19 protein-coding genes and 1 tRNA gene are annotated in these 23296 nt (G+C 60.1%); 12 read left to right on the forward strand and 8 right to left on the reverse strand.

What is annotated here, in order from left to right; all coding sequences use genetic code 11:
* Positions 1 to 10: 10 nt before the first annotated feature.
* From ACR0KW_RS04945 to ACR0KW_RS04970, 6 genes are all read left to right on the forward strand, one after another.
* Positions 11 to 2002, forward strand: a complete 1992-nt coding sequence (locus ACR0KW_RS04945) for a CocE/NonD family hydrolase (RefSeq protein WP_480803996.1) — start codon at positions 11 to 13, stop codon at positions 2000 to 2002.
* A gap of 120 nt (positions 2003 to 2122) precedes the next feature.
* On the forward strand, positions 2123 to 3706 hold the full coding sequence (locus tag ACR0KW_RS04950; RefSeq protein WP_480803997.1) for an ABC transporter substrate-binding protein: 1584 nt from the start codon (positions 2123 to 2125) through the stop codon (positions 3704 to 3706).
* Positions 3707 to 3721: 15 nt separating this feature from the next.
* A complete protein-coding gene (locus ACR0KW_RS04955) occupies positions 3722 to 4678 on the forward strand; it encodes an ABC transporter permease (RefSeq protein ID WP_480803998.1) in 957 nt (318 codons plus the stop codon).
* Positions 4678 to 5493 carry an ABC transporter permease gene (locus ACR0KW_RS04960; RefSeq protein ID WP_170326022.1) on the forward strand — a complete coding sequence of 272 codons (816 nt, stop codon included), beginning with the start codon at positions 4678 to 4680 and terminating at the stop codon, positions 5491 to 5493. The genes ACR0KW_RS04955 and ACR0KW_RS04960 overlap by 1 nt, the downstream gene beginning before the upstream one ends.
* Positions 5490 to 7127 carry an ABC transporter ATP-binding protein gene (locus tag ACR0KW_RS04965; RefSeq protein ID WP_480803999.1) on the forward strand — a complete coding sequence of 546 codons (1638 nt, stop codon included), beginning with the start codon at positions 5490 to 5492 and terminating at the stop codon, positions 7125 to 7127. The genes ACR0KW_RS04960 and ACR0KW_RS04965 overlap by 4 nt, the downstream gene beginning before the upstream one ends.
* A gap of 143 nt (positions 7128 to 7270) precedes the next feature.
* Complete coding sequence (locus ACR0KW_RS04970) at positions 7271 to 8107, forward strand: alkaline phosphatase family protein (protein WP_480804000.1); 837 nt, start codon at positions 7271 to 7273, stop codon at positions 8105 to 8107.
* A 4-nt stretch (positions 8108 to 8111) separates the two neighbouring features.
* Here the strand turns inward: ACR0KW_RS04970 and ACR0KW_RS04975 are convergent, their stop codons facing one another.
* The 8 genes from ACR0KW_RS04975 to ACR0KW_RS05010 all read right to left on the reverse strand — a co-directional run bounded on the left by ACR0KW_RS04975 (position 8112) and on the right by ACR0KW_RS05010 (position 17023).
* Entirely contained in the window at positions 8112 to 9035 is a 924-nt protein-coding gene (locus ACR0KW_RS04975; protein WP_480804001.1) for an alpha/beta hydrolase, read from the reverse strand.
* Between the two features lie 13 nt (positions 9036 to 9048).
* Positions 9049 to 10938, reverse strand: coding sequence for an acyl-CoA synthetase (locus ACR0KW_RS04980; RefSeq protein WP_480804002.1), 1890 nt, complete (start codon positions 10936 to 10938; stop codon positions 9049 to 9051).
* 157 nt (positions 10939 to 11095) lie between these two features.
* A complete protein-coding gene (locus ACR0KW_RS04985; protein ID WP_170325860.1) occupies positions 11096 to 12916 on the reverse strand; it encodes an ABC transporter transmembrane domain-containing protein in 1821 nt (606 codons plus the stop codon).
* A 128-nt stretch (positions 12917 to 13044) separates the two neighbouring features.
* Positions 13045 to 13119, reverse strand: a tRNA-Gly gene (locus ACR0KW_RS04990).
* Positions 13120 to 13237: 118 nt separating this feature from the next.
* The gene (gene nagA / locus ACR0KW_RS04995; RefSeq protein WP_480804003.1) at positions 13238 to 14374 is read right to left on the reverse strand and encodes an N-acetylglucosamine-6-phosphate deacetylase; all 1137 of its coding nucleotides are present in this window, start codon (positions 14372 to 14374) and stop codon (positions 13238 to 13240) included.
* Positions 14371 to 15399, reverse strand: a complete 1029-nt coding sequence (locus ACR0KW_RS05000) for an SIS domain-containing protein (protein ID WP_480804004.1) — start codon at positions 15397 to 15399, stop codon at positions 14371 to 14373. Before ACR0KW_RS05000 ends, nagA begins: the two co-directional genes overlap by 4 nt.
* An 18-nt stretch (positions 15400 to 15417) precedes the next feature.
* Positions 15418 to 16167: a GntR family transcriptional regulator gene (locus ACR0KW_RS05005; RefSeq protein ID WP_480804005.1), complete on the reverse strand. Its 750-nt coding sequence runs from the start codon at positions 16165 to 16167 to the stop codon at positions 15418 to 15420.
* Positions 16154 to 17023, reverse strand: a complete 870-nt coding sequence (locus ACR0KW_RS05010; RefSeq protein WP_480804006.1) for a glucosamine kinase nucleotide-binding domain-containing protein — start codon at positions 17021 to 17023, stop codon at positions 16154 to 16156. The genes ACR0KW_RS05005 and ACR0KW_RS05010 overlap by 14 nt, the downstream gene beginning before the upstream one ends.
* Before the next feature lie 170 nt (positions 17024 to 17193).
* On the opposite strand from ACR0KW_RS05010, the gene ACR0KW_RS05015 reads away from it, so the two are divergent.
* From ACR0KW_RS05015 to ACR0KW_RS05040, 6 genes are all read left to right on the forward strand, one after another.
* On the forward strand, positions 17194 to 18108 hold the full coding sequence (locus ACR0KW_RS05015; RefSeq protein WP_480804007.1) for an N-acetylmuramic acid 6-phosphate etherase: 915 nt from the start codon (positions 17194 to 17196) through the stop codon (positions 18106 to 18108).
* Positions 18105 to 19358, forward strand: coding sequence for an ABC transporter substrate-binding protein (locus ACR0KW_RS05020; protein ID WP_480804008.1), 1254 nt, complete (start codon positions 18105 to 18107; stop codon positions 19356 to 19358). The genes ACR0KW_RS05015 and ACR0KW_RS05020 overlap by 4 nt, the downstream gene beginning before the upstream one ends.
* A gap of 65 nt (positions 19359 to 19423) precedes the next feature.
* Positions 19424 to 20338, forward strand: a complete 915-nt coding sequence (locus ACR0KW_RS05025) for a carbohydrate ABC transporter permease (RefSeq protein ID WP_480804009.1) — start codon at positions 19424 to 19426, stop codon at positions 20336 to 20338.
* A 10-nt stretch (positions 20339 to 20348) separates the two neighbouring features.
* Entirely contained in the window at positions 20349 to 21188 is an 840-nt protein-coding gene (locus tag ACR0KW_RS05030) for a carbohydrate ABC transporter permease (RefSeq protein ID WP_480804010.1), read from the forward strand.
* Complete coding sequence (locus ACR0KW_RS05035; RefSeq protein WP_480804011.1) at positions 21185 to 22219, forward strand: Gfo/Idh/MocA family protein; 1035 nt, start codon at positions 21185 to 21187, stop codon at positions 22217 to 22219. Before ACR0KW_RS05030 ends, ACR0KW_RS05035 begins: the two co-directional genes overlap by 4 nt.
* Positions 22216 to 23208 (forward strand): ABC transporter ATP-binding protein, encoded by a 993-nt coding sequence (locus tag ACR0KW_RS05040; RefSeq protein WP_480804012.1) that lies wholly within the window; start codon positions 22216 to 22218, stop codon positions 23206 to 23208. Before ACR0KW_RS05035 ends, ACR0KW_RS05040 begins: the two co-directional genes overlap by 4 nt.
* Positions 23209 to 23296: the final 88 nt, after the last annotated feature.

A 23296-nucleotide genomic window follows, 5' to 3' on the forward strand; every position in this document is an offset into this window, starting at 1 on the left:
CAGTGTGGAAATGACGCCGCCTGCCAATGCGCTACGCACCATCGAAGACCTTCCCGACGTAGGCATTGAAATGCCCGATGGCTGTCGCTTGTCTGCGCGCGTCTGGCGTCCGACGGATGCGACGGACAACCCCGTCCCCGCCATTCTGGAGTTTCTGCCTTATCGAAAACGCGACGGCACCACGGTGCGTGATGCGCTGACGCACCCGTGGATTGCCGAACGCGGCTATGCCTGCATCCGCGTCGACATGCGCGGTAATGGTGACAGCGAAGGGCTGATGGAGGACGAGTACACCCAGCAAGAGCTGGATGATGCCGTCGCAACGATCCATTGGCTGGCGCAGCAACCCTGGTGCACTGGCAATGTCGGGATGATGGGGATCAGCTGGGGCGGGTTCAACGCGCTTCAAGTGGCTGCGCTGCAACCCGAACCGCTGAAGGCGATCATCACCCTGTGTTCGACCGCCGACCGCTATGCGGACGACATCCATTATAAAGGCGGCTGCCTACTGAACGAGAATCTGGGTTGGGGCGCGACGATGTGGTCTTACTCGTCCCGTCCGCCCGATCCCGACCTGCGTGCGAACTGGCGTGAACTTTGGTTGGAACGGTTAAAGCATGAGCCGTTTCTACCCTCGGTCTGGCTGCGTCACCAACGGCGAGACGCGTATTGGCAGCACGGCTCAGTTTGTGAGGATTTCGGCGCCATTCAGGCGGCGACTCTGGCGATTGGCGGCTGGGGAGATGCCTATAAGAACACGGTACCTTTGCTGGTTGAGCAACTTAAGGCCCCGGTCAAAGGGATCGTTGGGCCTTGGGTGCACAAGTATCCTCATTTCGCGGTGCCCGAACCGCGAATCGGGTTCCTGCAAGAGGCCCTGCGCTGGTGGGATCGCTGGCTGAAAGACATCGATACTGGCGTCGACTCCGACCCCGCCTACCGTGCTTATCTGATGGACGGCGTGCGGCCGCAACGCTGGTACAGCGAACGATCGGGGCGTTGGATTGCCGAGACTAATGGGGCCACATCCCACCTGCCCGACCTGACGCTGAGCCTGTCGGATGCGGGTCTTGGACTGGACGGCCCGCTGGACATTCGTGTGCGGTCACCGCAGACCTGCGGCCTGGAGGGCGGAGAATACTGCGCCATCTGGCTTGGCCCTGACATGCCCGGAGATCAGCGCACGGATGATGCGCTTTCGGCCTGTTTCGACGGCGCACCGCTGGCCGAGGACATGGACATCGTGGGAGCTCCGCGCATTCGCCTGCGCCTGAGCGCCGACCGACCGCAGGCACAGATTGCCGTTCGGCTGAATCATGTACACCCGGATGGAGCCTCGACGCGCATTACTTATGGCGTGCTGAACCTGTCGCATCGTGACAGTCACGCGGAACCGACCCCGCTGACGCCGGGCGCCGATTATGACATTTCGCTGGATCTGGACCACATCGCCTATCGTGTGCCCAAGGGGCACAGGCTGCGGGTCGCAATCTCCAGCGCCTATTGGCCGCTGATCTGGCCCTCGCCCGAGCGTACCGAACTGCACCTGACGCGGGGCGATATCACCATACCGCAACGCCCATCCGGTGGTGACGAATACACGTTTCCACCTCCGGATTCTGCCCCACCCCTGGGTCAGACATCGCTACGTGAGCCGAAAAATTCGCGGCGGGTTGAAACGGACATGAACTCGGGCGAAACACACCTGATCATCGAGGATGACTTTGGCCTGGTTACCAACAACGACCACGGCCTGACCCATGGCGGGACGGCGTATGAACGTTGGACGATCCACCCGGATGATCCTCTCTCTGCGCGGGGGTATTGCAAGTGGTCTCAAGAAATTAGCCGGAACGGCATCGATTTGCGCACCGAAACCTCCTGCGAGATGTGGGCGGATAAGAACACCTTTTTCCTCAAGGCCCGTATAGATGCCTATGTGGGCGACACACTGGTATCGACCAAGCAACTGGAGGATGCCGTACCTCGTGATCAAATGTGATGCAGGTCACTCAAGTGCCAGACTTTTGTTCTTGCCCGTCCGACCGAATTCCGCCTACTTTGACTCATGCGTCAATAAAAAGCCCAAAAGGGCAACAATCCACTCAACTGGGAGACCATAATGAACGAACAAATCACTCACATGACCAAACAGGTCACAGCCGGCAAACTCACCCGCCGCGAATTTATGGGGAAAGCAGCGGCTCTGGGGGTGTCGGCGGCAATGGCCAGCACCATGTTTGCCGATGCAGCACGCGCCGCTGGTCCCAAAAAGGGCGGTGATCTGAAACTGGGACTGTTCGGTGGTGAATCCACAAACTCGCTGGACCCGGCCACCTATGCCAGCTCCGTCCCTTACATGAATGGCCGTCATTTTGGTGACACCCTGGTTGAGGTTGCGCCCGATGGTACGATCGAACCGCGCCTCGCCGAAAGCGTCGAGGGGAGCGCAGATGCGAAGGTCTGGACCTTCAAACTGCGTCAGGGCGTCGAATTCCACAACGGCAAGACCATGACCAGCGAAGACGTGCTGAAGACCATGGAGCGCCACTCGAACGAGGACTCCAAGTCCGGAGCCCTGGGCGTCATGAAGGGCATCGAGTCCATGAAAGCAGATGGCGACACCTTCCAGGTGACACTGGTTGAGGCGAATGCAGACCTGCCCTATCTGATGTCGGACTATCACCTTGTTATCCAACCAAACGGTGGCATGGATGACCCTGCCGCAGGCATCAGTACTGGACCGTACCAGGTCGAAGTCAACGAGCCGGGTGTAAGGCATGTGTTCACCAAGTTTGCAAACTACTGGAACGACGATGCGCATTTCGACAGTGTTGAAAACGTAGTGATCAACGACGCGACGGCACGGACCGCGGCGCTACAGTCCGGTCAGGTTCAATTGGCCAACCGGATCGAACCCAAGGTCGCCGATCTGCTGGGGCGCGCACCAAACATCACGGTTCAGTCGACACCTGGCCGGGGTCACTACGTGTTCATCATGCATTGCGACACCGCTCCGTTCGACAGCAATGAGCTGCGTCTGGCGCTGAAATACGCGATCAACCGTCAGGAACTGGTCGACAAGGTTCTGCGTGGCTATGGCTCGGTCGGAAATGACATGCCGGTAAACGCCGCCTATCCGCTGTTTGACGGTTCCATTCCGCAGCGTGAATTCAGCCTTGAAAAGGCGGCCGAGCACTACAAGAACTCGGGTCATGACGGATCGCCAATCATCCTGCGTGTTTCGGACGGCGCCTTCCCGGGTGCCGTGGACGCCGCCGCCCTGTTCCAGCAAACCGCCGCTCAGGCCGGTATTCCGCTGGAAATCAAACGCGAGCCCAATGATGGCTACTGGTCCGAAGTCTGGAATGTTCAACCCTTCTGTGCATCTTATTGGGGTGGCCGTCCGGTTCAGGATCAGATGTATGCCACCGCATATCTATCGACGGCTGACTGGAACGATACCCGTTTCAAAGTACCAGCTTTCGACGAACTGCTGTTCCAAGCACGCGCTGAGTTGGACAATGACACGCGCAAAGACCTTTACAGCCAGATGGGTCAGATGGTCCGCGACGAAGGCGGCCTGATCTGCCCGATGTTCAACAACTTTGTGGATGCGTCCAGCAATGTACTGGCGGGTTGGGAATCCGATCCGAATGGCGAACTGATGAATGGTCAAGTTTCGCGCAAGATGTGGTTCGCCTGATAGGAACCACGGATCATGCATCCTATCATCAAACTGGTTTCCCAGCGCCTTGCGCTGGGACTCCTGCTTCTCTTCGGTGCATCGGCTCTGATTTTCGGCCTCACCGAAGCCCTTCCCGGGGACGCGGCGCAAGCGGTCCTTGGCCAATCCGCAACCCCCGAGGCGCTGGCAAACCTGCGCGAGGAAATGGGCCTCAACCGTCCCGCTCTGACCCGCTATTTCGAATGGCTGGGCGGCATCCTACAAGGTGATCTGGGTCAGTCTCTGACTAACAAGCTCGACATCGCTGAGAGCATCGGCAAGCGATTGGGGAACACCCTGTTTCTGGCCTGTGTAGCAGCGATCGTGTCGGTTCCACTTGCCATCTTTCTGGGCCTGCTGGCCGTTCGGTTCCGCAACCGCTGGCCGGATAAACTGATCTCGGCGATCACGCTTACAACAGTTTCCATCCCGGAATTCCTGATCGGTTACGTAGTGATCTACTTCATCTCAGTGAAACTGGGCTGGTTTTCCTCGCTCGCAATGATCAATGAATCGATGTCTTTCGGGGAAAAACTCAATGCGATCGCGTTGCCTGCCTTCGTGCTGACGCTGGTGGTTCTGGCGCAGATGATGCGGATGACCCGCGCGGCGATCCTGAACCTGATGCAATCGGCCTATATTGAAACAGCTGAACTGAAAGGCCTGTCGAACTTTCAGGTCATTGCACGCCATGCCTTCCCCAACGCAATCTCCCCCATCGTCAACGTCGTGATGCTGAACCTGGCCTATCTGGTCGTGGGCGTCGTCGTTGTCGAGGTGGTGTTCGTTTACCCGGGTATGGGGCAGTACCTTGTGGACTCGGTGACCAAACGTGACGTGCCGGTCGTTCTGGCCTGCGGCGTCGTCTTTGCCGCCGTTTATATCGGACTGAACATGGTGGCCGATATTGTGTCGATCCTTGCCAACCCAAGACTGAGGCATCCGAAATGATGAAGAATGTTCCTATTTCGGCTATGATCGGTCTGTTTTTCACAGGGCTGTACTTTTTCATAGCCTTCGCAGCCCCACTGATCGCCCCCTACGGCATGGCCGAAGTGGTCGGCGATGTGTGGGAACCGTCAAGCGCCGAGCACCTGCTGGGCACTGACAACATCGGGCGCGATCTGTTGACCCGCATGATATACGGTGGCCGTACGACAATCTTTATCGCCGCGGCAGCCACGATCCTCAGCTTTGTCACCGGCACCTCGTTGGGCCTGTTGGCGGCCGTGCTGGGCGGATGGGCCGATCAGGTGCTCAGCCGGGCGGTTGATCTGGTCATGTCGATCCCGACACTGATCCTGGCGCTGGTTATTCTGGCGATTGTTCCGGTGACCGTTCCGATCCTGATCCTTGTTATGGGCCTGCTGGACGCCACACGCCCCTATCGCCTATCGCGCTCGGTCGCCGTGGACATCAACGTGATGGATTATGTCGAGGCCGCCAAGCTGCGCGGTGAAGGTCGGGGCTGGATCATCTTTCGGGAAATCCTGCCCAATGCTCTGTCGCCTCTGGTGGCTGAATTCGGGCTGCGGTTCATCTTCATGGTTTTGTTCATCTCGACCCTGTCATTCCTGGGTCTGGGCGTTCAGCCGCCGCTGGCAGACTGGGGTGGCATCGTGAAGGAAAACAAGGACGGCATCGTCTATGGCATCGGCGCGGCGCTTTACCCTGCTGTGGCCATCGCAACGCTGGCCATCTCGGTCAACCTCGTGGCTGACTGGGTCCTGAACCGTACCACATCGCTGAAAGGAGGCCGGGGATGAGTGATATCCTTCTCAAGGTCCGCGACCTCAAAATCGGCGCGACCGTCTATCCGCCGGGCGAAAAGCCCCATGACATCGAAATCGTGCACGGGGTCAGCTTTGACCTCGAACGCGGCAAGGTGCTGGGTCTGATCGGCGAATCCGGTGCCGGTAAATCCACAATCGGTTTGGCCTCGATGGCCTATGGCCGGGGTGGTGTGAAAATCACCGGCGGCGAGGTCTGGGTGAACGGGCGCGATATCCTCAAGACGTCTCATGGGGATATCCGCAAGCTACGCGGGGGAGAGGTCACTTATGTGTCCCAATCCGCCGCCGCATCGTTCAACCCCGCCAAGAAGATCATGGATCAGGTGGTCGAAGCGGCTGTCGAGCAGAAGAAATTCACCCGCAAAGAGGCCGAGGCCCGCGCGCGTGAGCTGTTCGCCAAGCTGGGTCTGCCGGATCCGGACAATATCGGTAGTCGTTACCCACACCAAGTTTCGGGCGGTCAGTTGCAGCGTTGCATGACGGCGCTTGCACTGTGCCCCGAACCTGATCTGGTGGTGTTCGACGAACCCACCACGGCTCTGGACGTGACCACTCAGATCGATGTTCTGATGGCCATCAAGGAAGCCATCGCAGATACAGGCGTTGCCGCGCTCTATATCACCCACGACCTTGCGGTTGTGGCGCAGGTGAGCGACGACATCATGGTGCTGCGGATGGGTAATACGGTCGAATACGGCAACACCGATCAAATCATCAACAACCCGCAGGAAGATTACACCAAGGCGCTCGTCTCGGTGCGGTCGATCGAGCACGAAGAGAAAAAGCCCACACCCGAACCGGTGCTGAGCGTTGACGGCATCACCGCGCGCTACAAGGGTCTGAACTTCGACGTTTTGCACAACGTCAATGTCGAGCTTCATCCGGGGCAGACACTGGCGGTTGTGGGTGAGTCCGGTTCGGGCAAATCGACGCTGGCCCGTGTGATCACCGGCCTGCTGCCGCCGCGTGATGGTGAGATCACCTTTAACGGGCGCAAGCTGAGCCCCGATCTGAAGGGCCGTTCACTGGAAGACCTGCGCGAGCTGCAGATGATCTATCAGATGGCTGACACGGCAATGAACCCGCGTCAGACCGTTGGCACGATCATAGGCCGCCCGTTGGAGTTCTACTTCAACATGCGCGGGTCCGAGAAACGTAAGCGCGTCATTGAACTGCTGGACGAGATCGAGTTGGGCGAAAAGTTCATCGATCGCTATCCGGCAGAGCTGTCCGGTGGTCAGAAACAGCGTGTCTGTATAGCCCGGTCACTGGCGGCCAAGCCCAAGATGATCATCTGTGATGAGGTTACCTCGGCGCTCGACCCGCTTGTTGCGGACGGCATCCTCAAACTGCTGCTGGACCTGCAACAGATCGAGGATGTGGCCTATCTGTTCATCACCCACGATCTGGCGACAGTCCGCGCGATCAGCGACAGCATCGCGGTGATGTATCAGGGCCGCGTGGCGCGGTACGGATCGAAGAGCGAGGTGCTGACGCCTCCGTTCGACGACTATACCGACCTGTTGCTCAGCTCGGTGCCCGAGATGCATCTGGGTTGGCTGGAAGAGGTTGTCGCCCACCGTAAGATGGAGAGCGCGGGGAACTGATCCCTGCTATCATAAAAAACTTCGAAATCCCGGCACTTGTCACAAACTGGTGTCGGGATTTTGCTATTCGGGGCGCGAATTGGCAGCCCATGCGCGACGAATCCCCTAGGCTCGGCTGAAATGTTTAAGAAAAGGGTCAGAACATGGACCGCAAACTCCTCCTCATCATTCTGGACGGTGTTCCGTGGCGCAACTTTCGCCGGTTGTTCGGCAATCTCGAAGGTTGGGTCGACAGTGGCGAGGCGCAGGTCTGGAAGCTGCGTGCGGTCCTGCCGTCGACTTCGGCCAGCTGCTATGCCTCGATCCATACCGGCGTCACACCGCAGGAACATGGCTGCACCGGCAATGGCAATGTCTTCCGCCTGAGCCACAAGGACGTGTTCAGCCAGGTGCGTGAGGCGAACGGTGTGACCGGGGCCGTGACCCACAGCTATTGGTCGCAGTTCTTCAACCGCCACCCGTTCGATTACGTGCGCGACATCGAATATGACGAGCCGGACAGCAAGACCATCAACCACGGTCGGTTCCACACCATGACCGGCTATGGTAAAGCCAACCAGATGACCCCGTCGGACGTTGATCTGTACGGGACACTGACCAATCTTTGTCTGCGGTTTGGGCTGGATTACGGCATCCTGCACACCTGTACGCTGGACAGCATGGGGCACCGTTTCTACCACGACTGTGAAGAGATGGACCACGCCTGTTTCGTTGCGGACGAAATGCTGGCCCCCTTCATCCCCCGCTGGCGGCAGTTGGGGTACGAGGTCATCGTCACCGCCGACCACGGCCAGGACGAGCGCGGCCACCACGGCGGACGCAGCCCGTTGCAGCAGGAAACCGCGCTGTACTATTTCGGCGACGCAAAAGGCCCCGAGGCGGACGCTGTGATCGACCAGCTACAGCTGGCGCCCACGATCCTGAACCGCATGGGCGCACCGATTGCCGAAACGATGAAGGCCGCGCCGTTCCTGAAATAGGGGATCAGTCGTAGGGCCAGACCTGTTGGCCCAACGCTTCGATAGCGATCGAAATCCGCTCAAAACTGTCTGCGGCGCGCTTTACTGAGGTTCGCGCCCGCAGGTAGCCATGCACGAGGCCGGGCTCGTTGACCCAATACGCCTGCCCGCCGGCGGCTGCGATCTGTTCGCAATAAATCGCCCCGTCATCGCGCAAGGGGTCGCAATCTGCCGTCACGACCACGGTCGGCGGCAAGCCCGAGAAATCGGTATCGTGCAAAGGCGCAAATGTCGGGTCGCTTTGCGGAACCGTGCCGCCACAGCGCACTTTCTCGTAGAACTTGATTTCGTCCAGCGTCAAAAGCGGCGCATGTGCGTGTTCGATGTAGGACCCGGTCGATGTGTCTCCGCCCAGACCGGGATAGACCAGGACCTGCCCCAGCACGCCCTCAAGGCGCCCGCGGCCATAATGCACGACCGCAGCCGCGAGGTTCGCCCCCGCGCTGTCCCCCGCCAGAACCAGAGGGTCGCCGAACTCTATTGCTGCCCAGTTGGTGGCTGTCCAGCCGTCCTCAAACTGCGCGGGATGCACATTCTCAGGGCACAGTCGGTAATCCACGGCAACCACCCGATACCCGGTCTGTGCGCAAATCTCGGCGCAGACGTCGTCGTGGCTGTCCAGCCCGCCGACGACAAAACCGCCGCCATGAAAATAGACGACGGTTCGTGTCGGATCTCCGGCGGTGTAAACGCGGACAGGCACGCCATCGGCGGACCTGTCCTGTACCTCCAGACCCGGAGGCCGGGGCTGGCGAAAGTCCTGACACATCTCGTTATAGACGCGGCGCTGGTCTTCGATTGAAAGATCAACTGCATCCTCAGGATAGCTTTCAGCCGTTCGTCTTATGAACGCCCAGGTTTCTTCATCGATCAGACGTTCATAATCCATTGTCCCTCCGCGGTCAGGCAGCCCATTCCCATGGCCGGGTGAACGATCCCAGCACCTTACCGACATCGTCCTCCGAGGAGCCGTTCGCGTCAAGCTGCGCGACAAGCCCGCGCTTCTTATCATCGATCACAGAGACAACGCGTGCATCCACCCCGGCCTTTTCCAGCGCGCCGTTATAGATGCGTGTAATCGCCTGTTTGCGAAGCTCGGGCTTGAACACCTTGCCCACCGCGGTTTTCGGCAGTTCATCCAGAATGGTCATGTGCTTGGGCTGTGCTGCGCGCTCATGGACATGCACACCGCAATACTCCATCAGCTCTTTCTCGGTCACGCTGGCCCCATCGACCAGTTCGACAAAGGCACAGGGCACCTCGCCCGAATAGGCGTCGGGCTGACCGATGGCACCTGCAAAGGCAACGGCATCGTGGCCCAGCAGAGCTTCTTCGATCTCGGCCGGGTCGATGTTGTGACCGCCGCGAATGATCAGATCCTTGGCGCGACCGGTGATCCACAGATAGCCATCCTCGTCAAACCGCCCCAGATCGCCGGTGCGCAGGTATTTGTCGAAGTGGTAGAGGTCTACGTTCTTGTCGACTTCGGTATAGGTGTTGCCCGCATAGACACCAGGGTTCGAGATGCAGATCTCGCCGATCTCATCCGCGCCGCATTCCTTGGGTCCATCCGGCCCGTCCTGCAGGATTTTCACATCCGTATAGGGGAACGGTATCCCGATCGAGCCAATCTTCTTTTCGCCATCTACAGGGTTGCACGACACAAGACAGGTTGCCTCGGTCAGACCATAGCCTTCGACAATGGTCACGCCAGTTGCGTCTTCAAAGCGGCGGAACAGTTCGACGGGCAGCGGGGCCGAGCCCGAGAACGCCGTTTTCACCGTCGAGATATCCGCATCCACCGGGCGCTGCATCTTGGCGGCAATGGCAGTGGGCACGGTGATGATGAAGGACACTTTCCAGCGTTCGATCAGCTTCCAGAAATTGTCGAATACGCCGTCGCCGCGATACCCTGCGGGGGTCGGGAAGACCACATGCGCGCCCGACGACACAGCGGCCATCACGATCACATGAACCGCGAAAACGTGGAACATCGGCAGCGGGCACATGATCACGTCTTCGTCCGAGAACAGCAGCGTGTTGCCCAACCATCCGTTGTAGATCAGGCCCGAATATTTGTGCTGCGCCACCTTGGGCATACCCGTGGTACCGCCGGTGTGGAAATAGCAGGCAACACGGTCTTCCTTGCTGTCCTCGAAGGTCAGCGTCGTGGGTTGCTTGGCCAGTTCCTGGTTGAAATTCTTGTAATCCGCATGGGCCAGATGCTCCTTGTCGCCCATCTTTGGGCGAAGGAATGGCACCAGCCAGGATTTCGGCGGTGTCAGGTATCGGTTGAGGTCAATCTCAAGAATGGTGTTGACCTTGGGCGCGTGACGCACCGCCTCTTCGACCTTTTGCGCCACGTCGGTCTTGGGGAAGGACTTCAGCGTCACCACCACCTTGGCGCCGGTTTCCCGAAGGATTGCGGCAATCTGTTCGGGTTCCAGCAGGGGGTTGATCGGGTTGACGATCCCGGCCACTGCACCGCCCATCATGGTGACCAGCGTCTCGTTACAGTTTGGCAGCACATAGGCCACTACGTCTTTTTCGCCAATGCCCAAGGACCGGAACAGGTTGGCGGCCTGGTTGACCTTGCCCAGCAGTTGGGACCAGGTCAGCGTCTCAGCCTTGTCGGTCGGGCCGGACAACAGCTGAAAGCTGATCGCATTGCTGTTGGGAAATTTCTCTGCCGTGCGTGACAGCAACTGGTGGAAAGTGACCGGAACGTCGCGGTCCTCCCACGGCATTTCCTGCTCCATCCTTGCCTTGTCTTCCAAACCCACAAAGGCCATGTGGTTCCTCCCTTATCTCTCCCATGTCCAGCACGGGTTTTGAATCCACCGCCAAGATGGAAGCAAAACCGCGCAGGTTCAAGAAAGGCCTTAGCTGTGAAGGCAGCAAAGAGGTAGAATTACGCTGCGGACTTAGCCGTATTGCCCCAGCGTCACTTTATTCGGCGGCCATACCGTCGGTGAACTGCAGACGCGCCAAGCGGGCATACAGGCCGTCCTGCGCCACAAGATCATCATGAGTGCCCTGTGCAACGATGCGCCCAGCCTCCATCACCACGATCCGGTCAGCCTTTTTCACTGTCGCCAGACGGTGCGCCACGATCAGCGTAGTGCGGCCCGCGCGCATCTGGTCAACAGCGCCCTGCACCGCACGTTCGCTTTCCGCATCCAGCGCCGAGGTCGCCTCGTCCAGCAACAGAACCGGCGCGTCGCGCAGGATCGCGCGGGCGATGGCGATGCGCTGTTTCTGGCCGCCCGACAGCATCACGCCGCGTTCGCCGACAAAACTGTCATAGCCTTCGGGCAGCGCAGAGATGAAATCATGCGCGGCGGCGGCGTGGGCGGCGGCTTCGACCTCAGCATCCGAGGCGTCCAAACGGCCAAAGCGGATGTTCTCACGGGCCGAGGTGGCAAAGATGATCGGGTCCTGCGGCACCAGCGCCATGTGACGGCGGAAGTCGGCGCGATCGATGTCCCGCAGATCGACGCCATCCAGCATGACCTGTCCCGAGGCCGGATCATAGAACCGCTGGATCATCTGAATGACGGTTGTCTTGCCTGCCCCCGAGGGACCCACAAACGCCACCGTCTCACCCGGATTGACCTGCAACGACAGGTGCTCCAGCGCCACGACATCGGGGCGCGAGGGATAGCGGAAGGTCACGTCGTCAAAGCGAATCTCACCCCGGACCGGTGACGGCAAAGCGGCTGGTTTTGCCGGGTCGTTGACCGTGTCTTGCGCGTTCAGCAGCTCGACCAGACGCTCGGTCGCGCCAGCGGCGCGCTGCAGTTCGCTCCAGATTTCGGACAGGGCCGCCACGGACCCGGCCATGATGATCGAGTAGATCACGAACTGGATCAGCACCCCTTCGGTCATCACGCCGTTGCGGACGTCATTGGCACCCATCCACAGCACGCCGACAATACCGGTGAACACCAGGAAAATCACGATGACCGTTAGAACAGCGCGAGTCTGAATGCGACGTAGCGAGACGACATAGGAAGTCTCGGTCATGTCATCGAACTGCTTACGGCTGGCCTGTTCATGGGTGAACGCCTGCACCGTTTGCACCGCGCTCAGCGCCTCGCCCGCGTTACCGGACGACGCCGCGATCCAGTCCTGATTTTCGCGGCTGATGACACGCAGACGCCGCCCCAGCAGCAGAATCGGCACCACGACGATCGGGATCAGCAGCATCACCATCCCGGTTAGCTTGGCCGAGGTCAGCAGCATCAGCACCAGACCGCCCAGGAACAACAGCATGTTTCGCAGAGCAATGGAGACGGACGAGCCCAAAACCGATTGAATCAGGGTCGTGTCGGTGGTGATCCGGCTCAGGACTTCTCCGGTCATGATGCGTTCGTAGAACTCGGGGCTCATGCCAATGACGCGATCGAACACCGCTTTGCGGATATCGGCCACTACGCGTTCACCCAGACGAGTCACCAGCGCATAGCGCAGGCCGGTTCCCACGGCCAAAACTGCGGCAATGACCAGAGCGGCCAGAAAATACCAATCCAGCAGTTCGCCATCTTCGATGCGGAAATTATCGACCACGCGGCGCACAGCCAGCGGCAGCGTCAGGGTCATGCTGGCGGTCAGAACCAGCGCCAGAGTCGCACCGATCATTAACAACCGGTATGGCCGCATGAACGGCCAGAGGGATGCCAGAACGCCAATTTTCTTGGACCCGGCGCGCTCTTCGCTGGCGCCTGGCGCGGATTGTTGTGCTGGACTGGCTGAGGCTCGTCTTGCCATGCTTGGCCCTTAACTCATGTTCGCATTCATTTGCCCGCTTCTTGGAGGTACCGAAACGCGGGGTCAAGCTATGCGTCGCGAATTGGTCCCTTCGCAGGGCCATTTGACGCAGAATTTTCGGGCTGACTTGGAGCGGGCGGCGGGAATCGAACCCGCTTCATCAGCTTGGAAGGCTGAGGTAATAGCCAGTATACGACGCCCGCTCAGCGCAGGTCGGTTTAAGCGATGCACCTGACGCCGTCAAGCGCCGTTCGACGGTAGAGTTCAATTTCTGCGCACACTCTTTAAGACGGGTCCGGTGAACCGCAAATACCAGCCCAACTAGCCCTGCGCCGGAAGCCATCCACATGAGTCGAGACCAGACGAAATCCGGACCGTCGCCGCATATTGCAGCGGCTGCGCAGCCGTTTGGCCGATCAATGACGCCGGATAGGTCGTTGCGGCGGCCAGCGCCTCGTGCAGCGGCACCCCCACTTGAGTGACAAGATTGTGGATGGCTGTGGTCAGGTCCAGATCGGCCCCAGCCAGGGTTCCGTCGTCAAGCGTCAAACGACCGTCGGTTCGCGCGATCCGGCGGCCTTCCAGTTCGAACGAGGTTTGATCCGTACCTGCAACGGCCATGGCGTCGCTGACCAGAAACACCTGACCGGGCGCGGTTTTGGCGGCCCACGCGGCGCGCATCACCTCGGAGTGAACATGGATACCATCGGCGATCAGACCCGCCGACAAGCCGCCATTGGCCAGCGCCGCACCGACCAGCCCCGGCTCACGGCTGCCCAACTGGCTCATGGCATTGAACAAATGCGTCACACAACGCGCACCCGCCGCCGCATAGCGCTGGCAGGTCGCGAAATCCGCATCGGTATGGCCCAGCGACACCAGAACACCGGCGTCAAACAACGCGCTCACCTGCAACTCGGACACGGATTCGGGCGCGAGGGTCACCTTGAGGCACGGCAGTTCCCCCGCCGCCGCGATCAGACCCCCCAGATCCGCGTCATTCATCGGGCGGATCAGCGCCCCATCATGGGCCCCCTTTCGCGCAACGGACAGGTGAGGCCCCTCCAGATGCAGCCCGGCCACCCCCGGAACACCGGCGCGCACTGCCTGTATAGCGGCATCGATGGCGGCCTGCGTTTTCTCGGGCGTGTCGGTGATCAAAGTCGGCAGCAAGGACGCCACACCCAACCGGCGATGCGCACCAGCAATGCGTCGGATCATGTCAACCGAGGGGTCGTCGTTGAACATCACCCCATCGCCGCCATTCACCTGCAGGTCGACATATCCGGGGCTCAGGATATCCCCATTCAGGTCAATGACCTGCCCTTCGTTCTTCGCCTGCTCTTCAGGCACAAGCGCGGCCAGTGCGCCGTCCCGAAATACAATCGCCTGACCGAAATGCAGGCGCCCGCCATCGAACAGGGCGCCATTGTGAAATGTCACTGAGCCTGAGGTCATACCGTCTCTGTCACCTTTCTCAGATGGCGCGGCGCGTCCGGATCGATTCCACGGGCGCGGGCCACGGCCTCGACCATACTGTAAAACGAGGTGATGGTGGCAATGGGGTCGGTCAGCCAGTGATCGGTTCGTGTGACCGGCAGGCTCTGTGCGCGGGTCACCTTGTCGGTGGCCGCGAACACCGCAGCCCCCTTGATGGCCAGGGCATCCGCAGCCTCGGCCGTCGTCTGCTCGGCCGCGTCCCCTGCGGCAAAAACGATGGTAGGGAACCCTTTTTCGACGATCGAGACCGGCCCATGCAGGACTTCGGCCGCCGAATAGCTTTCGGCGTGAATCTGGCAGGTTTCCTTGATCTTCAATGCGGCCTCATTCGACATCGCAAAGGACGGACCGCGGCCCAGCGTGAACAGTGACCGTCCCGTGATCGCCTCGGCTGCTGCCGACCAGTCGCATTGTGCAGCCTGTGCCAGATGGCCCGGCAGGGATCGGATCGCGCCGGACAATTCGCTGTCGCCCTTGATCTCTGCCAACAGCCACAGTCCTGCCACCAGCGAGGTGACAAAGGTCTTGGTTGCGGCCACACTCAACTCTGGCCCCGCGTGCAAGGGCAGCACTGCATCCGTCACCCCGGCCAGTCGCGAGCTTTCGTCATTGGTGATGGCCACGGTCACTCCGCCCCCGGATTTCAACGACCGTGTCATTCCCACGATATCTGGGCTTTGGCCGGACTGGGACACCGACAGGCACAACGCCCCCTTGGCCCGCAGATTCACACCATAGATCGAGCTGACAGACGGCCCGACCGACGCCGCAGGCAGGTTCAGCAGTAACTCGGCTGCGTATTTCAGGTACAGGCAGGCATGATCGGACGATCCCCGCGCCACCGTGATCAGAAACCGGGGATCGGCGTCTTTGACCAGCCTTGCCGCGCCCTGAATGTTGGCGGCACCCTGGCTCAGCAATCGATCAACGGCGTCGGGGATTTCCAGAATCTCCTGACGCATTTTCGAACTGTGTTCAGTCATGTTTTCCGGCCTTTCCGGTTACAACCGCAACTCGGCGACAAAATCATAGGCGTCACCGCGATAAAGCGACCGGGTCAGTTCCGCGACCCGTCCGTTCTTGAGGAATGAAATCCGTTCGATGTTCAACCCGGCGGCCCCTTCGGGCACGTCCAGCAACTCGGCCTCGCGCGCCGCCAGATTGAGCGCCGAAATCTTCTGCACCGCGCGCACCGGCCGCCGCCCCAAACCGTCCAACACCTCGTAAAGCGAGGTTGTCACCTCAATCGGGTTCGGCAGGATATCCAGTGGTAGTGCCGCGCGCTCCAACGCCAGCGGGCGGTCGTCAGCCTCGCGCAGGCGGTAGATACGGGAAATCTGTTCGCCGTCTTTCAGGCTCAGCGCTTCGACCTCTTCGGGGGTGGGCGCAAAGACACCACGCTCCAGCCATTTCGAGGTCGTGCGCATACCCCGGCTCGACATGTCCTCGGTAAACGATGTCAGATGCGTCAGCGATTGCTCGACCCGCGGCACACGTTCGCGAATGAACGAGCCTGAGCCCTGGCGCTGTTCTATCACGCCCTCCTGAACCAGCTCCTGAATTGCCTTCCGCACAGTAACCCGCGACAAATCGGTGATCTCTACCAGTTCCCGTTCCGAGGGTAGTGAAGCGTTCGGGGCCAGTACGCCGGTATCGATCCCCTCTTGCAGCCTGCGCCGCAACTGGACATAGCGCGGGCCTTTTTCGGGGCTCAGCCACTGATCCGCGCGCAGGAAGTCAGAGATGCTCATGACGTATCTCCTTAGCCATCGCCAATGCGCCGGTCAGGGGTTCACCTTGCGGAGGGCGAATGGCGGATTGCATCTCGTCCGGCAGATAGGGCGAGTAGAACCCCGCGATCCCGCCGGTCAGGCAGATCGCCCCACCCGACGTCCAGCCCAGCCGCTTCGCGATTTCGGCGACGTAATCGGCCCCTGATTGCAGGATTTCCACGGCAACAGAATCCCCCGCCTGCGCGGCGGCCGTGACGGCGGGCGCAAGCGCGCCGAATTGCGCAGGTGTCGCAGTTCCGGCGAAAGACACGATGCCTGCCGGACCGTGCAAGTCAGCCAGCAGCTTTTGCGTCAAGCCGGTCTGAACCTGAGTGCCATCATAGGCGCACAGCGTTTCGGACAAGGCCCGGCGCCCGACCCACTGGGCCGAGGCCTCATCCCCCAGAACCGACCCCCAGCCCCCTGCAAACCGCATCGCGCCGCCCAGCTGAACCGCAAGGAACGATCCGGTGCCGCAATGCGCGATCAAACCGTCCAGCGTGCCCAACGCGCCGCGCACGGCGGCAGGGCGATCATCCTCGACCCGCGCGCGGGTCAGGCCCAGCGCATCGCGCAAACGCCTGGCGATGACATCATCGGTCACACCTGCAAGGCCAACAAATGCAGGCCAACTGCGCAGGTCCGCGACCTCAACCTGACGGGACAAGGCGTCAAGCCCGGTTCGAATCTGGTCAAGCGCCCCGTCAAAATCGGTCGAGACATTAGCAGCGCCCGTTTCAACGCAATGGGTCACCCCATTGATTTCACAGGCCACCCGGCAGCGCGTTCCACCACCATCCACCGCCAATACGGCGCTATTTCGAGACTCGGTCATGACAATACCATTATAATACCTATTTAGGATAAGAAAGCCCGCATTTCGAAAAAACCTTGGCTTCAAGCCCAATTTCACCAAATAACCCAGAGAAATCTCACGATGAAAGAAAAATCTAGACAAGTGGTATTAGATAGGTATCGTATAACGGACACACGAGGGGGATTCTCTTGACGCTGCCGCCGACTGAACAATTGCACCCTGACGCCTTACAGCTGACCCCAGGCAATCTGGTAGGTGCGGCGCGCGCGTTGGCCGAGGGGCAGGTCGCCGCGGCCACCGCCGTCCGCGACGCGCTGGACAACATCGCGCGCGGCGCCGAGGCTATGGCCGAAACGATCCGCACCGATGGCGTGCTGCATTTCGTGGCCGCCGGATCGTCGGGGCTGATGGCGGCAGCCGACGCGCAAGAGTTGGGCGGCACTTTCTCAATCGCCCCTGCCCACCTGCGCATTCATATGGCCGGAGGCCTGCCAACTGGTGTCCAGATGCCAGGCGGAGCCGAAGACGCGACCGACGGTCTCGACGACGTACTGAGCGCACTGACCCCGCACGACACGGTGATCGCAGTGTCGGCCAGCGGATCCACGCCCTATACATTGGCGGCCGCGAAGATCGCCAGTGCACGCAACGCCACCGTGATCGGCATCGCCAACAACGCTGGCAGCCCATTGTTACAAGGCGCAAATATTCCGATCCTTCTGGCCACACCGCCCGAGCTGATCTCGGGCTCGACCCGAATGGGCGCGGGAACGGCACAGAAGATAGCGCTGAACATGCTGTCCTCGCTTATGGCGCTCGAGTTGGGCCATGTGCATGGTGGGATGATGGTCAATCTGCGTGCCGATAACGACAAACTGCGGACGCGGGCAACCGGGATCGTCGCCCGGATCGCTGACGTGGATGCCATCACCGCACAGCAGGCGCTGGATGCGGCAAACGGAGAGGTAAAACCCGCCATCCTGATCGCCGCGCAGGGCCTGTCGCTGGCACAGGCCCAAGCCCGGCTGCAGGCCAGCAAAGGGATTCTGGCTGCAGCACTGACGCAAAACAGACAACGACAAACAAACGGGAGAGAACAATGACATACAGAAGCCTGAAGTTGGCCTTGCTAGGTACGACCCTGATCGCCACAAGCGCCCTTGCCGAGGACGTGACGCTGACCATTGAAAGCTGGCGCAACGACGACCTGACCCTGTGGCAGGACCAGATTATCCCAGCCTTCGAAGCCGCGCATCCCGGCATCAAGATTCAGTTCACCCCCTCAGCCCCGGCGGAATACAATGCCGTGCTGAACTCGAAACTCGACGCGGGCTCGGCTGGCGACCTGATCACCTGCCGCCCGTTCGACGCCTCTCTGGCGCTGTATGAAGCCGGCCACCTGACCGACCTGTCGGGTGTCGAAGCAATGGGCAACTTCTCGGACGTTGCGAAATCGGCCTGGCAGACAGATGACGGCGCGGTAAGCTTCTGCGTTCCGATGGCCTCGGTGATCCATGGCTTCATCTACAACAAGGATGCGTTCAACGAACTGGGCATCGAGGTTCCCACTACCGAGGATGAGTTCTTTGCCGCCCTCGACAAGATCAGGGAGGACGGCACCTATGTCCCTCTGGCCATGGGCACCAACGACCAGTGGGAAGCCGCCACGATGGGCTACAACAACATCGGGCCGAACTACTGGAAGGGTGAGGAAGGCCGCCAGGCGCTGATCTCGGGCGAACAGAAACTGACCGATGAGGTCTGGACTGCCCCCTACGCGACCCTCGCCCGCTGGGCCGAATATATGGGCGACGGGTATGAGGCGCAGACCTATCCCGACAGCCAGAACATCTTTACTTTGGGCCGGGCCGCGATTTATCCCGCCGGATCTTGGGAAATCTCGGGCTTCAACGCGCAGGCCGATTTCGAGATGGGCGCGTTCAAGCCGCCGGTCCGCAATGCGGGTGACACCTGCTATATCTCGGACCACACCGATATCGGCATCGGCATGAATGCAGCCACAAAACACCCTGAGGCAGCTGAGACCTTCCTCGCCTGGGTTGCAAGCCCCGAGTTCGCCGAGATCTTCGGCAACGCCCTGCCCGGCTTCTTCCCGCTGTCCAGCACTCCGGTCGAGCTTCAGGACCCGCTGGCTAAGGAAATCGTCGGCTGGCGTGAGGAATGCGAGTCGACCATCCGCTCGACCTATCAGATCCTGTCGCGCGGCACGCCGAACCTTGAGAATGAGACCTGGGGTGCGTCGGTCGCCGCCATCAAGGGTGCAAAATCGCCCGAGGAACTGGGCGCCGAGCTGCAGGAAGGCCTGTCCAGCTGGTACGCCCCGCACCAGTAAACTGACACCTACCCGGGCGGAAATGCCCGCCCGGGTACACCCGACACTCCGTTGAAAGCAGTCCAATGAACCGCCCCCGCATCCGCTGGCATATCGTCGTGTTTCTGGCACCGGCCGTACTTGTCTATACGGCGGTGATGATCTTTCCGCTGTTCAACACGCTGCGTCTGGCGCTTTACACCGAGATCGATCAGAACCGTGTGTTCGTCGGGTTGCAGAACTTCCAAACACTGTTTTTCGATCCGATCTGGTCCGAGCAATTCTGGAACGCATTGGGCAACAATTTCTGGTTCTTCCTGATCCACATGCTGGTTCAGAATCCCATCGGCATCGCGCTAGCCGCCCTGCTTAGCCATCCGCGCCTGCGGTTTGCAGCGCTCTATCGGTCGGCAATATTCATACCCACAATCCTCAGTTTCGTGATCGTTGGTTTTGCGTGGAAACTGATCCTGTCGCCGATCTGGGGCATCGCGCCGTCGATGCTGGACGCCATCGGGCTGAAATCGCTTTTCGCGCCATGGCTGGGGAAAGAGGAATACGCCCTGACCACGCTGGCGCTGATCTCGGTCTGGCAGTTCGTCGGCATCCCGATGATGCTGATCTATGCCGCCCTGCTGACCATCCCCGAAGAAATCCTTGAGGCCGGAGAAATCGATGGCATCACCGGTGCCTCGGCCTTTTGGAAGATCAAGTTACCGCTAATTCTGCCGTCGATCGGCATCATCTCAATCCTGACCTTCGTGGGGAACTTCAATGCGTTCGACCTGATCTATGCGTCTCAAGGCGCGCTGGCGGGGCCGGATTTCTCGACCGATATTCTGGGCACCTTCATGTATCGCACTTTCTTTGGTTTCCAGCTGCAACTCGGCGACCCGCATATGGGATCAGCCATCGCCGGGGCCATGTTCGCGATCATCCTCGTGGGCGTCTGCATTTACCTGTTCGGCATCCAGACACGGATGCGCCGGTATCAACTGTGAGGGCGCAGGGATGAACAAAGCACGCCAAAACCCGTTGAATACTGCCGCGATGCACGGGGCGCTGATCCTCTACACGCTGATCGCACTGTTCCCGGTCTTCGTGATCCTGATCAACAGCTTCAAGACCCGCCGCGCGATCTTTCGCGAGCCGCTGGCCCTGCCGAATGCCGACAGTTTCTCGCTGATCGGATATGAGACGGTTATGAAGCAGGGCGATTTCTTCCTCTACTTCCAAAACTCGATGATTGTCACCGTGGCGTCACTGTTCTTCATCCTGCTGTTTGGAGCCATGGCGGCCTACGCCCTGTCGGAGTACCAGTTCAAAGGCAACCTGCTGATGGGGCTCTACCTAGCTCTGGGGATCATGATCCCAATCCGTATCGGCACCGTGGCGATCCTCGAGATGATGGTGGCCACCGGCCTGGTGAACACACTCTGGGCACTGATCCTTGTCTACACGGCGCAAGGCTTGCCCTTGGCGGTGTTCATCCTGTCAGAGTTCATGCGGCAAGTCAGCGATGACCTGAAGAACGCAGGGCGCATCGACGGGTTGTCGGAGTACACGATCTTTTTCCGGCTGGTGCTGCCTCTGGTCCGGCCCGCGATGGCGACCGTGGCCGTGTTCAACATGATCCCGATCTGGAATGACCTCTGGTTCCCGCTGATCCTTGCGCCAGCCGAGGAAACCAAGACGCTCACGCTGGGTAGTCAGGTCTTCATCGGCCAGTTCGTCACCGACTGGAACGCGGTTCTGTCTGCCCTGTCGATGGCGATCCTGCCGGTGCTAATTCTCTATGTCATCTTCTCTCGCCAGCTGATCCGCGGCATCACTTCAGGAGCTGTCAAATGACCCGTGTTCTGATTGCAGGCCTTGGCAACATGGGGCTGAGCCACGCGCTGGCCCACCACCACCACCCGGACGCGCAGATCGTGGGATTGGTGAACCGGTCCGGCCGCGTGGATCACCCGGACCTTGCGAACTATCCAGCCTATTCGGATTTTCAGACTGCCCTGACCGAGACGAAGCCCGATCTGGTCGTGATCGCCACCTATTCCGACAGCCATGCCGACTATGCCTGTGCCGCGATGGAGACTGGGGCGCATGTGTTTGTCGAAAAGCCCCTGGCCACCAACGTCGCCGACGCGCGGCGCGTGGTCGAAACCGCCACCCAGCTGAACCGCAAACTGGTCGTGGGTTACATCCTGCGCCATCACCCCTCATGGATGCGCCTGATCGCCGAGGCGCGGGATCTGGGCGGGCCGTATGTGTTTCGCCTGAACCTTAACCAGCAATCCTCAGGCGCGGAGTGGGAGACGCATAAGGCGCTGATGCAGACGACTTCGCCAATCGTGGATTGCGGCGTGCACTATGTCGACGTGATGTGCCAGATCACCGATGCGCAGCCGGTCCGCGTACACGGCATGGGCCTGCGCCTGTCCGATGAGATCGCCGAGGACATGTATAACTACGGTCAGTTTCAGGTGATCTTTGACAATGGTTCGGTCGGTTGGTACGAGGCCGGATGGGGCCCGATGATGTCCGAGACGGCGTTCTTCGTGAAAGATATCGTCTCGCCCAACGGTTCGGTTTCGATTACCGACGGCAACAAGGGGGCATCGGCCGATATCGACGGCCACACCAAGGTTGGCGGCTTACTGGTCCACACGCCAAACGGAGATCGCACTATCGAGATGCCCGATGAGCCCGGTCATCAGGAACTCTGCGATGCCGAGCAGGCCTATATGCTGCGCGCCATCGCGGAAGATATCGACCTGACGCGTCACATGAATGACGCCGTCCAATCCCTTGCCATTTGTCTGGCCGCCGATGAAAGCATCCGCACCGGCCAGCCCGTTTCGCTGAAGGAGCCCACATCATGACCGCTCTGACCCTGACCAATGTGAACAAATCCTTTGGCAATGTGCATGTCCTGAAAGACATCACTTTGGAGGTGGAAGAAGGCGAGTTTGTCGTCTTCGTCGGCCCCTCGGGTTGCGGCAAGTCCACCCTGTTGCGCGTGATCGCGGGACTTGAGGATGCCTCATCAGGCGAGATCAATATCGGCGGCCAACAGGTCAATCTGGTGCCCCCCTCCAAACGCGGGATCGCGATGGTGTTTCAAAGCTACGCGCTCTACCCCCACCTCAACGTGCGCGGGAACATGACGCTGGCGCTGAAGCAGGAAAAGCAACCCAAGGCGGTGATTGAAGAGCGCGTCGCAAAGGCCAGCCGAATGCTGAACCTTGAGGACTATCTGGACCGCTACCCGTCCGAGCTATCCGGTGGCCAACGGCAGCGCGTCGCCATCGGGCGCGCCATCGTGCGCGAACCGAAACTGTTCCTGTTTGACGAACCACTCTCGAACCTCGACGCCGCCCTTCGGATGAACACACGGATCGAGATCGCGAACCTGCACCGGGCGCTGGATGCCTCGATGATCTATGTCACCCATGATCAGACCGAGGCGATGACGCTGGCCGACAAGATCGTTGTGCTGCGCGACGGGCGGGTGGAGCAGATCGGCACACCGATGGAGCTGTATAACAACCCCGCCAACCAGTTCGTTGCCGGTTTTCTGGGATCTCCTTCAATGAACTTTCTACCCGAAGAGCTGCTGGGGGATGGTCAGAACACCATCGGCATCCGCCCCGAAGACCTGTTCCTGTCCGACGACGGCCCGTTGGTCGCCCGGGTCAGCCACGTGGAAAAACTGGGCGGAGACACCAACGTCATTGCCAAGGTGCAGGATCATGCGGTGACGGCACGGCTGTTCGGCCAGCACGCGATCGCGGAAGGTCAGGAGTTGAAATTCGCCTTTTCCGTCGACAAGGCCTATCGGTTCGATCCGGCGGGCCAACGCCTTCGCTGAGAGCACGTTTCACGAGAAGGTGATATTGGCCCGTTGTCATGATCCGCCGCGAAGCTTGTACTTATTTCAGTGTTCAGCCTGTTTTTTT

The organism is Ruegeria sp. CG11, from assembly GCF_056537245.1.